Origin of the sequence: Klebsiella sp. K5-45, from assembly GCF_030128605.1 — a bacterium.
GTDB lineage: Bacteria > Pseudomonadota > Gammaproteobacteria > Enterobacterales > Enterobacteriaceae > Klebsiella > Klebsiella quasipneumoniae.
In genome coordinates, this window is the sequence record NZ_JAKUZW010000005.1 from 427198 (window position 1) to 440770 (window position 13573).

Below are 13573 nucleotides of genomic sequence, written 5' to 3' on the forward strand. Positions count from 1 at the left end.
AATCAGGCCAGCCCTTGTAGCGCCGCCGCCACGTCGCGACAGGCCTCCTCCCCTAACGGCAGCAAGGGGCGGGGAAGCGAGTCAGGGTCGCACAATCCCAGGATGGCCGCAGCGGCGGCGATCACCCGCAGGCTGCCGCCGTAGCGGTCAAAGCACCGCCAGAGGGGCGCCAGTTGCTTATTCAGCGCCGCCACCTGTTCCGCGTCGCCGTGACGGATGGCTTTTACCAGCGCCAGTGAGATCCAGGGAAAGAGTCCGCCGCAAACCGAGTACCAGACCTCACAGCCGGCCTGCAAGCCCGCTGTCGCCCGGACGTCACCGCTCACGCCAAGCGTGACGCCGCAAGGCAGATGACGACGCAGCGCCGCCACCCGTTCGCTGGCCTGTGGCGCGGGCAGACCGGGAATTTTAATCGAGGCGATGGCCGGTAAGGCGGCAATACGCCCCTGCAGCTCATCCGATAACGTCACATGGGTGGTACGGGGATTGTCATACAGGCAAACCGGCACCGAGGCATGCCGGCAGACCTCCTCGTAAAAAGCATAGATCTCCTCCGCAAACAGCGGCTGATAGGACATCATCGGCAGGAGCAATGCATCCGCCCCGGCCTGCTGGGCATCTTCCACCAGCCGCAGCACCTCGCTGGTGGCGATGGCGCCGACGCCGACCATCATCGGGGTCGACCCGGCATGCGCCTTCGCCACCTGCACGACCCGCTTGCGCTGCTCACGACTGAGATAAGCGTAGCTGCCGGTTGAACCTAAGATGCCCAGGGAGTCGACTCCCGCATCGGTAAGACGAGCAAGAATACGAATAAACGCTTTTTCATCGATATTTTGCTGATGCAGCGGCGTTAACGGAAATGCGCAAAGCCCTGTGAACATGATGCCTCCGGCAGGCTGGGAGAAGTGTCCGGACGATAGTAGCAGGGAGAGATGGTTTTGTCCTGGGACAAATCAGCGATTGCCGGTGACAATGGGGTGGTTCCCCACTACGGGGTGATCCCATTCGCGATATTGCCGCTTTCAGCCCAGACATCGATAGCCACCCGATTCTGCCGAGGATATTCAACGACGCCGTTCCCTGCAGTCGCTATTTTTGCTGCATTGCCAATCTTAAATCAATTTGCCATAAGACCGCATGATTGATGTTGTTATATATAAGCAGCAATTAAATAAGGTACCACTACGGCTTCAAATGGATAAAAAATGGCAGATGACAACCAGGAAAAATATCTAGAAATATGATTAATAAAGTCAACGTATAAAATATTACTGGGTCGACCTGGAGATCCTGACGGTCCTGAAAACTATTATCACGCAACTTCTGACAAGCCGCTTGCAGAATCAGCGCAACTTCTTAACGCATCGCTGATAAACAGTGACGAGTTCATGGGATTAACAACATCCAGAATGGCATTCGAGAATATGTGTCTCCCGCCACATTGTGTATCAGGGACGGAGACTCAAGAGCGGTTGGCTGTAAAGCACATTGTGTCGCCAGGAAGCCATTGTTTAACATCGCGGACACTGAAAAAATTCAATCTGAAAACACCTCTCTGCCTTTTGACTGGATTTTTTCCTGCCCCGCGATGGTCATCGATTGCCTGTGGGACGATTTTCACCCATCGCGATCCCTCGAACCGTTTAGGCGTATTACGTCCGGGCAGTAAAGAGGTTCAGGAACATATTAAAAAGCGCGGATGGCAAGCTTTTTGTCATTTGCTGCAGAGAAGAGATCAATCTTGTAAAGGTGCCCCCGGCATTAGTCGCTGAACTGGCTCAGCACACGACGAACTTCTATCTGTTAGCTTTTTCACTGCGGAACCCCCCTCACCTTCAGCTGGAGAGCATCGCGTCCGGGGATAATTATTCGCTATATCGTTTTACCCCGGAGTCTGAAGAAAAATTTACCGGCAAATTCCCTTCGCTTACGGATGAGATGGTATTTATATCGAAAGTACTTTCTTTCAAACTCGAACTATAGAGACGGTTCCAACACCGGTCCGCTGTCTCGTATTCTTCCCACTCGCTTCCTCCCTGTTGGCCTGGGGGAGCGAGATCGTCCCGAACGCCTTATCCCCCACCCGTTAAGCCGATTATCCACCGCGACTCGGACCTGCTTCGCGACGGTAAGCCTTTACGCCAGAAGTCTGTGCCGGTCACAGACCTTGACTTCAAGCTTCTCCTTGCCCGGATTCAGAGCGGCACCCCGTATCTCCAGGCGCAGGCTTAACCAGTGACAATAATTCGGGTGTAGCGCAAGATGGACAAGAGAAACAGGATGACATGTCGTGATGAAGAGGGATTTAAAAACAAAAAAACCACCCGTAGGTGGTTTCACGACACTGCTTATTGCTTTGATTATTCTGCTTTTATCCCAATGGTACCCGGAGTGGGACTTGAACCCACACAGCGCGAACGCCGAGGGATTTTAAATCCCTTGTGTCTACCGATTCCACCATCCGGGCTCGGGATATAAAGTGGAGGCGCGTTCCGGAGTCGAACCGGACTAGACGGATTTGCAATCCGCTACATAACCGCTTTGCTAACGCGCCTTTGATACTGAAGCACCCGCCTATGCCGATGCTATTAATTTGGAGCGGGAAACGAGACTCGAACTCGCGACCCCGACCTTGGCAAGGTCGTGCTCTACCAACTGAGCTATTCCCGCATCATCAAGTTATTTGCTAATCACTTGATTTTGTTATCGTCTGGAAGACTGTGCCGCCGTTCGATGCGTTGCATTCTACTTATCTCTCGCGGTGAGTCAACGGTATTTTTCGCAACTTTGCATCGTTTGCTGAAAATAACGGCGAAACGATCACTGATCAAGCAAATCGCCGCGCGCCGCGTTCAAATATTGCAGCATCGACCACAGCGTCAGCACCGCCGCCACGAGGAAAAGCGCGATCCCTGCCCATTCCACCCACGGATAAGGACGCCACAGCATCCACACCAGGGCGGTCATCTGAGCGGTGGTTTTTACTTTGCCAATCCACGAGACCGCCACGCTGCTGCGTTTTCCCAACTCCGCCATCCACTCGCGCAGCGCGGAGATAATAATTTCCCGGGCAATCATCGTCGCCGCCGGCAGCGTGACCCACCAGGTGTGATAGTGCTCAGCGACCAGCACCATGGCGATAGCCACCATGACTTTATCGGCCACCGGATCGAGGAAGGCGCCGAACCGGGTACTCTGGTTCCAGCGTCGGGCGAGGAAACCATCAAACCAGTCGGTCACAGCGGCAACAAAGAAAATCAGCGCGCAGGCAAACGGCGCCCAGCTAAAGGGCAGATAAAACGCCAGCACAAAGAACGGGATCAGGATGACGCGGAACAGAGTAAGCAACGTAGGGATATTAAATTGCATAGTGACGGGTAACTATCTGTTGTAAGTAAAAATTAGCCCTATGTTGCTACAGAGCCCCTAATGTTTCAACGAGTAGAAGATCTTTTCTGCCAGAGCGTGAGAGATGCCCGGTACTTTGGCAATTTCTTCGACGCTGGCCTGCTGCAGCCCCTGCAGTCCACCCATGTACTTCAGCAGCATCTGGCGACGCTTCGGCCCCACCCCCTCGATAGTCTCAAGCGAGCTGGTGTTCTTCACTTTCGCCCGTTTTTTGCGATGGCCGGAGATTGCATGATCATGCGATTCATCGCGGATATGCTGGATCACGTGCAGAGCCGGCGAATCCGGTGGCAGGCTAAACCCCTCGCCTTCCGGCTCAAAGAATAACGTTTCCAGGCCGGCTTTACGATCGCTACCTTTCGCCACGCCCAGCAGCAGCGGATGATGTTTATCCCAGGGGACGTCCAGCTCCGCAAATACCGCTTTCGCCTGCGCCAGCTGCCCCTTGCCGCCGTCTATCAGGATCACATCAGGAATCTTGTTGTCATCAATCGCTTTGCCATAGCGACGGCGCAGGACCTGATTCATCGCCGCATAGTCATCGCCCGGGGTGATGCCGGCGATATTGTATCGCCGGTACTCCGCGCGCAGCGGACCATTGCTGTCAAATACCACGCAGGAGGCGACGGTCTGTTCGCCCATGGTGTGGCTGATATCAAAGCACTCCATCCGCTTCACCGCCGGCAGCTCCAGCACGGAGGCCAGCGCCTGCAGACGCTGATGAATGGTCGATTGCTGAGACAATTTGGTGGTTAACGCCGTCGCGGCATTGGTGCGCGCCAGCTTAAGATAACGCGCCCGGTCGCCGCGCGGCTTGGTCTGCACATGGATTCGACGCCCCGCCAGTTCTGACAGCGACTCGGCCAGCAGCGTCTTATCTCCGAGGTTAAAGTCGAGCAAAATTTCCCCCGGCAGCGTGCGCATCTGGCTGCCCTGCAGATAGAACTGGCCGACAAAGGTCTCGACGACCTCGCCCAGCTCGGTGCCGCCAGGCACTTTCGGGAAGTAGCTGCGGCTGCCCAGTACTTTACCCTGGCGGATAAACAGTACATGGACGCAAGCCATGCCGGCATCGAAGGCAACCCCGATCACGTCAAGATCGTCGCCGGTGTTAGAGACAAACTGTTTCTCAGTCACGCGGCGGACGGCCTGAATCTGGTCGCGAATGCGCGCCGCCTCTTCAAACTCAAGGTTCTGGCTCGCCTTCTCCATCCGCGCGATGAGCTGAGTCAGCACCTGGTCATCTTTGCCGGCAAGAAACAGCCGCACATACTCCACCTGCTGTGCATACTCGTCTTCACTGACCAGCCCCGCCACGCACGGCCCGAGGCAGCGGCCAATCTGATACTGTAGACAGGGACGGGAGCGATTGCGGTAGACGCTGTTTTCACACTGACGGATGGGAAAGATCTTCTGCAGCAGCGCCAAGGTCTCGCGCACGGCATAGCCGTTGGGAAAAGGACCAAAATACTCGCCCTTCGCATGTTTGGCGCCACGATGCATCGCCAGACGCGGATGGGTATCGCCACTGAGGAAAATAAAAGGATACGACTTATCGTCGCGCAACAGCACGTTGTACCGCGGCTGGTACAGCTTGATATAGTTGTGCTCAAGCAGCAGCGCTTCCGTCTCGGTATGGGTGACGGTCACGTCGATTTGCGCGATCAGCGCCACCAGCGCTTCCGTTTTACGCGACGCGAGGTTGCTGCGGAAGTAGCTACTGAGCCGCTTTTTCAAATCTTTGGCTTTGCCAACATAGATGACGGTTCCGCCAGCATCATACATCCGATACACACCGGGCTGGCTAGTTACCGTTTTCAGGAAAGCTTTTGCGTCAAAAACATCACTCACTGGCTTGCTAACGACTCCGCATTACACAGGCCATGGCGAATTGCCAGGTGGGTCAGCTCGACATCGCCATGAATGTTCAATTTGCTGAACATCCGATAGCGATAGCTGTTAACCGTTTTAGGACTCAGATTCAGCTGCTCTGAGATCTCATTCACCTTCTGACCTTTGGTGATCATCAGCATAATCTGCAATTCGCGTTCAGACAAACTGGCAAACGGCGATTCTGTTTTTTCCGGTTCAATCTGACTTAACGCCATTTGCTGAGCAATATCAGAGGCAATATAACGTTGCCCTGACGCGACGCAGCGAATCGCATTCACCACTTCCTGTGGCGCGGCGCCCTTACTGAGATAACCTGCCGCCCCCGCCTGCATGACCTTGGCAGGTAAGGGATTCTCAGTATGCACGGTCAACATGATCACTTTCGTGCCCGCTACCGAGCGCGCAATTTTGCGCGTCGCTTCCAGACCCCCGATCCCGGGCATGTTCATGTCCATCAAGACGACATCGGCGGAATTAGCCCGGCACCACTTGACGGCGTCTTCGCCGCAGCAGGCTTCGCCAGCGACTTTAATCCCTTTTATATCTTCCAGAATGCGTCGTATCCCTGCGCGCACCAGTTCGTGGTCATCAACAAGAAGAACGTTGATCAAAGGAATAATCTCCAGAATGAGGGATAACGCTACTGATACTTTATCTCCCACATATTACCGGGTTTTATTGCTATTTTAAAAGGCAAAAAAATGCCCTCGCCTCGATTTGGCTCTCATTTATGGCAATGTCTGTGCACACTCAGTGGAAAGTCATTGCGAACAGTCGGTTGCACGAGTCTTATTTTTTAACAATCCCCATACAGAAGGCACAAAAAACACAACAGATTACGTAGCGCATAAATACGAAGCTAAATATGTAACAATTATTAACGTACTAAATAGATAGTGGCAATTATTGGCCTGACGATGGCTATTACGTCTTATCTGAAGCATAAAACCATTCACAGCTCAGATGAGAGAACAGAAATTAAGCACTCCTTTTTTTTCTGTCGCTTGTGGTATACTGCGCGGCCTTCACATTGAGTAGAGCGCAATAGCGCAGCGAGTAAACGAGGATATCGATGAGCACACCAGATTTTTCCACTGCAGAAAATAATCAGGAACTGGCGCAGGAAGTCTCCTGCCTGAAAGCGATGATGACGCTGATGCTGCAGGCGATGGGCCAGGCAGATGCGGGTCGCGTGATTATTAAAATGGAAAAGCAGATCGCGCAGATGGAAGATGAGGCTCAGGCCGCCGTATTCTCCAGCACCGTTAAGCAAATTAAACAAGCTTATCGGCAGTAATCCTGTACCGGCTGAAAGTATGACTGACAGCCGGTATCACGTCTGGCACGCAGAACGGCAGGCGCCTTCAGATTAACCCTGTCGCCACAGCGTAACAGGCAATTTGCGTTTTATTCGGCGCGTTAAATTTCCGTTGCATATTCTTCTGATGGAAATTGACCGTATTTTCCGAAATCGAGAGAATCATCGCCACCTCCGCAGAGGTCTTTCCTTCCGCGGTCCATTTGAGGATCTCCAGTTCGCGCCGGCTGAATTTCATCTCCGGCGGCATCACCATCTCATCTTCAAGACGCAAGAGCGTCAGCAGGCTCAGCTCCGTCAGCGTTCGCAAGCGCAGCTCCAGCTCATCTTCAGCATAAGCGTTCGGCAAACAGTTGTTCGCGGAGACGGAGAGAAAACCCTGAGCATGATTCGGCAACGTCAGGCACTGTGTCACCCCTTTTTGCAGACCATGGTCGCGCGCGCCGTCCCATAACGCCTGCGCATCGCGAAACAGCCCATCTTCCCACGGCAGATGGCCACGCATAAAATTCTCCGGGCGTAATACGGGATCTATGGCGAAATAATTCTCTGCCTGGTAATGAGACATCCATGCGCGGGGATAGGTCGACTGAAACGTGACGCGGGGGCGAGTGAAAGGCACCGGGTGACGCACACAAAGCGTATAGAAATCATATTCCAGCGTTTCTGTTTCTCGTTGCAGGAGATTATAAACCTCCTGAGCGGCGGCCATGGACTGAAATTGATGCAGCATATCCCGCCGCCAGCTGAAAAAATCATTGTCCCTCATAGCTGTGCAAATAACTCCTGATTGATAATCATTATTATAAATACAGAAAACTAACACATAAATCTTATTTATATGTATAAAATATCGTAGCTGTCGCATTTATTAGCCTGAAGACTTGCCTTTTCCCAGTTCGCTGCGCTGAAACTAAGGCCCCTCCCTTCATTTTCTACACCCTACAAGGGGGGATGGGAAGCGGTGTATACGGCCAGGGGAGTAAATAGCACAAAGACGTGACGATGGGGTGTTACCCCAGCGTGGAATTGGGCTCATTGCGGCGGCTCACACGAAGGCGAGCCGCCGCGCCTGCGCCTGCTCTATTGCATCAGGAATTTTTCGAGGAACTGGCGGGTACGCGGCTGCTGAGGCGAGGCGAACAGCGCTTTGGCCTCGCCTTGTTCAACGATGCGTCCCTGATCCATAAAAATCGCCCGATCGGCAACGTCGCGAGCGAAGCTCATTTCATGGGTCACGATAACCATGGTACGTTTCTCCTGCGCCAGCTGGCGGATGGTATTGAGCACCTCCCCTACCAGCTCGGGATCGAGAGCCGAGGTCGGTTCATCAAACAGGATCACGTCCGGACGCATGGCCAGCGCGCGGGCAATCGCGACCCGCTGCTGCTGCCCGCCAGAGAAGCGGCGCGGATAGCTGTTCTCTTTGCCGCTGAGGCCCACTTTCGCCAGCAGATCGCGCGCCCGCGCCATCGACTCCTGCTTGTCTTCACCTTTTACGATGACCGGCCCTTCAATGATGTTCTCCAGCACCGTCCGGTGGGGAAACAGGTTGAAGTTCTGGAAGACAAAGCCAACGTGCTGGCGCAGCCGACGGATAAGCCCTTTTTGCGGCCCGAGGCTGCGACCAGCGTCGATCGTCACATCGCCGACGCGGATAGTGCCGCTCTCCGGTTGCTCCAGCAGATTAATGCTGCGCAGCAGGGTGGTTTTACCCGAGCCGCTGGGGCCGATGATTGCCACCACTTCGCCTTCCTGCACCTCCAGGTCGATACCGTGGAGCACCGTCTGGCCATGGAATTTTTTCACCAGGCTTTTTACTTCAATCGCACTCATTTCGGATCACGCTCCTGGCGGTTCAGCTGGTTTTCAAAATAGTTCTGCAGCGAGGAGAGTACCGTCGCCATCACCCAGTAGATCAGAGAGGCGGCCAGATACATGGTGAAGACCTCCAGCGTACGCGAGGTGATAAGCTGCGCCTGACGGAACAGCTCCGGCACCTGGATCGTCGCCGCCAGCGAGGTATCTTTTACCAGGCTGATAAAACTGTTAGAGAGCGGCGGCAAAGCGACCCGCGCCGCCTGGGGTAAAATAGCCCGACGCATCGTCTGCCAGGGGGTCATACCGATACTGGCCGCCGCTTCCCATTGCCCTTTGTCAATCGAGGCGATGGCCGCGCGCAGGGTTTCCGCCGCGTAGGCCGCCGTGTTCAGCGATAAGCCGATCATCGCCGCCGGGATCGGGTCAAGCTCAATGCCAAACTGCGGCAAGCCGTAGTAGATCATGAACAGCTGGGCGATAAGCGGTGTCCCGCGAAAAATGGAGATATACATGCGCGCCAGCCATTTTACCGGCCAGAGGGTCGACATGCGCATCAGCGCCAGGATAAAGCCCAGCACCAGGCCGAAAAACATCCCGCCAATGCTCAGCTGCAGCGTAAAGACGGCGCCTTTCAGCAGAAAAGGCGCAGAATCGATGACCAGTTGAATACTTTCTTGCATGCTGTGGTTTCTGTATTAGAGGTGAGGATGATAGGCAAACAGCGCCGGCGCTCCGCCGGTATGGACGAACAAAATCGGCCCTTCATCCTTAAAGCGTTTCTGCGTAATGCCATCGATAAGTCCGGCCATCGCTTTGCCGGTATAAACCGGGTCGAGCAAAATACCTTCCAGTTGCGCCAGCAGCTTCACGGCGGCCATTCCTTCCTCATTTGGCGTCCCGTAGCCTGGGGCAAAGTAATCGTCCCACAGGATGATGTCGGCTTTCGCCTGCAGCTCAAGGCTGTTGGCCACGGCCTGCTGCAGCGCTACCACTTTCGGCAGCTGGTCGGCAACCGCGCGCGACACCGTCACCCCAATCAGTTCCGCCTGCGGCATCAGCTGTTCAAGGCCGACCGCCAGTCCGGCATGGGTGCCGGCGCTCCCGGAGGCCACCACCACCGACGAAATCTCCACCGCGTCTTCGCACTGCTGGGCGATTTCCAGCGCGCTTTCCACATAGCCTAGCGCCCCAAGGGCGTTTGAACCGCCGACCGGAATGACATACGGGCGGTACCCCTGCGCTTCGATACGGGTCGCCAGCTCGTCGAGCTGCGCAGCGGGATCGGTCAGGGCATCGCACATCTCAACCTGGGTATTAAACAGATCCAGCAGCAGGCGGTTGCCATTGCTCAGATAATTCTCCGCACGGGTGCCGATGGGATTTTCCAGCAGCGCCACGCAGTGCAGGCCCAGTTTGGCGGCGACCGCCGCCGTCTGGCGCACATGGTTAGACTGGATCGCGCCGGCGGTAATTAAAGTATCCGCCCCTTCGCGCAGCGCATCGGCGGCGAGAAACTCCAGCTTGCGCAGTTTGTTTCCCCCCATCGCCAACGGCGTCGTATCATCACGTTTGATAAATATTTCGCGCCCGAGGTGATCGGACAGACGCGGCAGATACTCCAGCGGCGTCGGCGCGCCGATCAATTCCAGACGCGGAAAGCGGGTTAAATTTTGCAGTGACATGGCCCCTCCTGACTCAGTTATGCTTCATTATGCACACAGTTACGCGCTAAATAAAAAAAGGCGCTTCCAGGAGCGCCTTTTTTCACCGCTGGCCTTTATTTTGTCACGTCAGCGCCAAACCATTTCTCTGACAGGGCCTTCAGGCTGCCATCTTTCTGCATATCCGCGATCGCGCCATCTACCGCTTTCAGCAGGTCATCGTTGCCTTTGCGCAGTGCAACGCCAGCTTCCTGACGGGAGAACGCTTCGCCGGTTACCGCCAGCGTGTTGTTAGTTTTCTTCACCAGATCCAGCGCCGCCAGACGGTCAACCAGAATCGCGTCAATACGGCCTACGCGCAGATCCTGGTATTTGGTCGGATCGTCATCATAGGTGCGGACATCCACGCCCTGGACGTTCTGACGCAGCCACTCTTCATAGTTAGTGCCCAGCCCGACGCCCACTTTCTTGCCTTTCAGATCCGCCGCGGTTTTAATCGCGCCTTCGTTGCCTTTCTTCACCAGCGCCTGCACACCGGAGATCGTGTACGGGGTGGAGAAATCGTATTTTTTCTTACGTTCATCAGAGATAGTGACCTGGTTAATCACCACGTCAATGCGCTTGGAATCCAGCGAGGCCAGCATACCGTCCCACTTGGTCGGTTTGAGGTCAGCCTTCACGCCCAGATGTTTCGCCAGCTCGTTGGCGAACTCCACTTCAAAGCCGGTCAGCTTACCGTCATCGCCCTGGAAGCTAAAAGGAGGATAGGTGCCTTCGAGGCCCACGCGCAGGGTGCCGCGCTCTTTAATCTGATTGAGCAGGTTTTCCGCCGCAAAAGTTTTCACGCTAACGCCAGCCATCAAAACAACGGCCATCGCGCCCATCAGCGCCTGACGACCCAGAAGTGCTAATTTCATAGATACCCCGAAGGTTAGGATTTTCCTGTAGTGTAAAGCGCTTAACGGCCCGACACCAACATCGTTACGCTACATCTTATGCAAATTTATTATATATGATCCGCTTTAGGGTATAGCGAAATTCAGGGCTTTCCTCACCCGTTTTGCGGGATATCTCCCATACTGCAAAGGTCAGCCTGTTGACGTCTGGAGCATGGAAGATGAAAAACCCCACCTTGTTGCAATGTTTTCACTGGTACTACCCCGCCGGCGGCGAACTGTGGCGTGAAGTCGAAGCGCTGGCCCCCAGTCTTAACGAAATCGGCATCAATATGGTCTGGTTGCCCCCCGCCTACAAAGGCGCCTCGGGCGGCTATTCCGTCGGCTATGACACCTACGATCTCTTCGACCTCGGCGAGTTTGATCAAAAGGGCTCTGTCGCCACCAAATATGGCGATAAGACCCAGCTGCTGGCGGCAATCAACGCCCTGAAGGAGCACGACATCGCCGTGCTGCTGGACGTGGTGGTGAACCATAAAATGGGCGCCGATGAAAAAGAGGCCCTGCGCGTGCAGCGCGTTGATGAGCAGGATCGCACGCAAATTGACGAGACGATCATCGAGTGCGAGGCATGGACTCGCTATACCTTCCCGGTGCGCGCCGGACAGTATTCGCAGTTTGTCTGGGACTACAAGTGCTTTAGCGGCATTGACCACATCGAGAATCCGACGGAAGACGGTGTATTTAAAATCGTCAACGACTACACCGGCGAAGGCTGGAATGAACAGGTCGATGACGAGCTTGGCAACTTCGACTACCTGATGGGCGCCAATATCGATTTTCGTAATCACGCCGTCACCGAAGAGATCAAATACTGGGCGCGCTGGGTGATGGAGCAAACCGGTTGCGACGGTTTTCGTCTTGACGCTGTGAAGCATATCCCCGCATGGTTTTACAAAGCGTGGATCGAGCATGTTCAGGAGGTAGCCCCGCAGCCGCTGTTTATTGTTGCGGAATACTGGTCCCATGAAGTGGAAAAGCTCCAGCAGTATATCGATCTGGTCGAGGGCAAGACGATGCTGTTTGACGCCCCGCTGCAGATGAAATTTCATGAAGCGTCCCGCCAGGGGCGCGATTACGACATGAGCCAGATTTTCAGCGGGACGCTGGTGGAAGCCGACCCCTTCCATGCCGTCACCCTGGTCACCAACCATGATACCCAGCCGCTGCAGGCGCTCGAGGCGCCTGTTGAGCCATGGTTTAAACCGCTGGCCTATGCGCTGATCCTGTTGCGTGAAAATGGCGTACCCTCGGTCTTCTATGCCGATCTCTTCGGCGCCTCCTATGAGGATACCGGCGGCGACGGACAAACCTACGCCATAGAAATGCCCGTTATCGAACAACTCCACGAGCTGATCGACGCCCGTCAGCGTTTTGCCCACGGCGTGCAGACTCTCTGGTTCGATCACCCCAACTGCATTGCCTTCAGCCGCAGCGGCACGGACGAGGATCCCGGCTGCGTGGTGGTGATGTCCAATGGTGATGAGGGAGAAAAGACCCTGACGCTGGGCGAGAATTATGGCAACAAACGCTGGCGGGATTTCCTGGGCAATCGGGAAGAGATTGTCGAAACCGACGGCGAAGGCTGCGCCACCTTTACCTGTAACGGAGGAAGCGTCAGCGTGTGGGTGCTGGAGGCGGTGCTGTAGTCATCTGACGCCGGACGGGCCAGCGGTGGCCCGCCGGAATCTTAGTGCGCGGTGGTCGGCGCGCTGACTGGAGCGGTGGCACGCGCTTTAGCCCACGCTTTCTCGCACTCCGGGGTGAGACGTTCAACGCGGGTCAACGTCATACGATCGTAGGAAAGGGTGTTGCCCTCGCGCTCGATCGGGTAGATATCCAGGGAAGCGGTCACGTTGTAGATATCGCTATCGCGGTTCATCAGTTTCCCCGGCTGGGCGATCACGCGCTGCCACTGGCGGCAGTCGAAGGTGTCCCCATCTTTGGTGACGATCAGGCTGGCGATGGCGTCCGGACTCATCATCTCACTCTGCGGCCCTTTCGTCTGCCAGTAGCCTTCCAGGCCTGCCGGCGCAGGGGCTTTAACAACGTCTTCGTAACGATCAACCTGCACGCATCCGGCCAGCGCCACCACCATGCCAGCAAAAACTAACTGTTTCATCATTCATCCCACAAGCTGATAAAAAAGTATTGTGGCATTAAAGCGTTAAGCCTTCCACCCCCGCTGCGGGCGGAGAAGCCGGGTAAAACACGGCCAGGCATCGCGACCTTCATATGAAATAAGGAAATTCTGAAAGTAAAAGAATCTTTGGCGCCTAACCATAGCAGCCACGGGCACTTTTTGTTTTTAATTCGCTCACACTACCGGTTCTCGACTTTACTTTAAGAGTTTTCCTGGCAAATTATATGCAGAGATGCGGAATAGGGCTTTGTTGAATAAATCGAACTTTTGCTGAGTTGAAGGATCAGATCACGCATCTTCCCGACAACGCAGACCGTTCCGTGGCAAAGCAAAAGTTCAAAATCTCCAACTGGCCCACCTACAATAAAGC

At 55.0% G+C, this 13573-nt stretch carries 13 protein-coding genes and 3 tRNA genes; 3 read left to right on the plus strand and 13 right to left on the minus strand.

All coding sequences use genetic code 11. From position 1 onward, the window contains the following. Positions 1-2 precede the first annotated feature (2 nt). The 7 genes from MKS11_RS13735 to uvrY all read right to left on the minus strand — a co-directional run bounded on the left by MKS11_RS13735 (position 3) and on the right by uvrY (position 5915). Positions 3-884, minus strand: a complete 882-nt coding sequence (locus MKS11_RS13735; protein WP_211773186.1) for a dihydrodipicolinate synthase family protein — start codon at positions 882-884, stop codon at positions 3-5. 1499 nt (positions 885-2383) lie between these two features. Beyond that, a tRNA-Leu gene (locus MKS11_RS13740) sits at positions 2384-2470 on the minus strand. Positions 2471-2483: 13 nt separating this feature from the next. After that, positions 2484-2557: transfer RNA gene (locus MKS11_RS13745), tRNA-Cys, on the minus strand. A 40-nt stretch (positions 2558-2597) separates the two neighbouring features. Then, positions 2598-2673 (minus strand) — tRNA-Gly (locus MKS11_RS13750). 150 nt (positions 2674-2823) lie between these two features. Further along, positions 2824-3372 (minus strand): CDP-diacylglycerol--glycerol-3-phosphate 3-phosphatidyltransferase, encoded by a 549-nt coding sequence (gene pgsA, locus MKS11_RS13755; protein ID WP_004141115.1) that lies wholly within the window; start codon positions 3370-3372, stop codon positions 2824-2826. 57 nt (positions 3373-3429) lie between these two features. After that, entirely contained in the window at positions 3430-5262 is a 1833-nt protein-coding gene (uvrC, locus tag MKS11_RS13760; protein ID WP_017900233.1) for an excinuclease ABC subunit UvrC, read from the minus strand. Further along, complete coding sequence (uvrY, locus tag MKS11_RS13765) at positions 5259-5915, minus strand: UvrY/SirA/GacA family response regulator transcription factor (RefSeq protein ID WP_002911539.1); 657 nt, start codon at positions 5913-5915, stop codon at positions 5259-5261. Before uvrY ends, uvrC begins: the two co-directional genes overlap by 4 nt. A gap of 461 nt (positions 5916-6376) precedes the next feature. On the opposite strand from uvrY, the gene MKS11_RS13770 reads away from it, so the two are divergent. Then, positions 6377-6601: a DUF2594 family protein gene (locus MKS11_RS13770; protein ID WP_004203457.1), complete on the plus strand. Its 225-nt coding sequence runs from the start codon at positions 6377-6379 to the stop codon at positions 6599-6601. 67 nt (positions 6602-6668) lie between these two features. Here the strand turns inward: MKS11_RS13770 and sdiA are convergent, their stop codons facing one another. From sdiA to tcyJ, 5 genes are all read right to left on the minus strand, one after another. Further along, positions 6669-7391, minus strand: a complete 723-nt coding sequence (gene sdiA / locus MKS11_RS13775) for a transcriptional regulator SdiA (protein WP_128335448.1) — start codon at positions 7389-7391, stop codon at positions 6669-6671. A 314-nt stretch (positions 7392-7705) separates the two neighbouring features. Beyond that, on the minus strand, positions 7706-8458 hold the full coding sequence (gene tcyN / locus MKS11_RS13780; protein WP_284109597.1) for an L-cystine ABC transporter ATP-binding protein TcyN: 753 nt from the start codon (positions 8456-8458) through the stop codon (positions 7706-7708). After that, positions 8455-9123, minus strand: coding sequence for a cystine ABC transporter permease (gene tcyL, locus MKS11_RS13785; RefSeq protein WP_004203466.1), 669 nt, complete (start codon positions 9121-9123; stop codon positions 8455-8457). Before tcyL ends, tcyN begins: the two co-directional genes overlap by 4 nt. 15 nt (positions 9124-9138) lie before the next feature. Continuing rightward, a complete protein-coding gene (gene dcyD / locus MKS11_RS13790; RefSeq protein ID WP_004203467.1) occupies positions 9139-10125 on the minus strand; it encodes a D-cysteine desulfhydrase in 987 nt (328 codons plus the stop codon). A 95-nt stretch (positions 10126-10220) separates the two neighbouring features. Further along, the gene (gene tcyJ, locus MKS11_RS13795; RefSeq protein WP_004203468.1) at positions 10221-11021 is read right to left on the minus strand and encodes a cystine ABC transporter substrate-binding protein; all 801 of its coding nucleotides are present in this window, start codon (positions 11019-11021) and stop codon (positions 10221-10223) included. A gap of 200 nt (positions 11022-11221) precedes the next feature. Here tcyJ and amyA point away from each other — a divergent pair, with 200 nt between their 5' ends. Continuing rightward, on the plus strand, positions 11222-12709 hold the full coding sequence (gene amyA / locus MKS11_RS13800) for an alpha-amylase (protein ID WP_004203469.1): 1488 nt from the start codon (positions 11222-11224) through the stop codon (positions 12707-12709). A gap of 41 nt (positions 12710-12750) precedes the next feature. On the opposite strand, the gene yedD is transcribed toward amyA, so the two are convergent. Further along, positions 12751-13185 (minus strand): lipoprotein YedD, encoded by a 435-nt coding sequence (gene yedD, locus MKS11_RS13805; protein ID WP_072140493.1) that lies wholly within the window; start codon positions 13183-13185, stop codon positions 12751-12753. Between the two features lie 293 nt (positions 13186-13478). On the opposite strand from yedD, the gene MKS11_RS13810 reads away from it, so the two are divergent. After that, the coding region (locus tag MKS11_RS13810; protein WP_225368923.1) for a hypothetical protein at positions 13479-13573 on the plus strand (95 nt) is incomplete at its 3' end.

Bases quoted from the DNA above. Each gene is read 5' to 3' on its own strand.
- MKS11_RS13735 (WP_211773186.1), bottom strand. From the start codon at position 884: ATGTTCACAGGGCTTTGCGCATTTCCGTTAACGCCGCTGCATCAGCAA.
- pgsA (WP_004141115.1), bottom strand. From the start codon at position 3,372: ATGCAATTTAATATCCCTACGTTGCTTACTCTGTTCCGCGTCATCCTG.
- MKS11_RS13770 (WP_004203457.1), top strand. From the start codon at position 6,377: ATGAGCACACCAGATTTTTCCACTGCAGAAAATAATCAGGAACTGGCG.
- sdiA (WP_128335448.1), bottom strand. From the start codon at position 7,391: ATGAGGGACAATGATTTTTTCAGCTGGCGGCGGGATATGCTGCATCAA.
- tcyN (WP_284109597.1), bottom strand. From the start codon at position 8,458: ATGAGTGCGATTGAAGTAAAAAGCCTGGTGAAAAAATTCCATGGCCAG.
- tcyL (WP_004203466.1), bottom strand. From the start codon at position 9,123: ATGCAAGAAAGTATTCAACTGGTCATCGATTCTGCGCCTTTTCTGCTG.
- dcyD (WP_004203467.1), bottom strand. From the start codon at position 10,125: ATGTCACTGCAAAATTTAACCCGCTTTCCGCGTCTGGAATTGATCGGC.
- tcyJ (WP_004203468.1), bottom strand. From the start codon at position 11,021: ATGAAATTAGCACTTCTGGGTCGTCAGGCGCTGATGGGCGCGATGGCC.
- amyA (WP_004203469.1), top strand. From the start codon at position 11,222: ATGAAAAACCCCACCTTGTTGCAATGTTTTCACTGGTACTACCCCGCC.
- yedD (WP_072140493.1), bottom strand. From the start codon at position 13,185: ATGATGAAACAGTTAGTTTTTGCTGGCATGGTGGTGGCGCTGGCCGGA.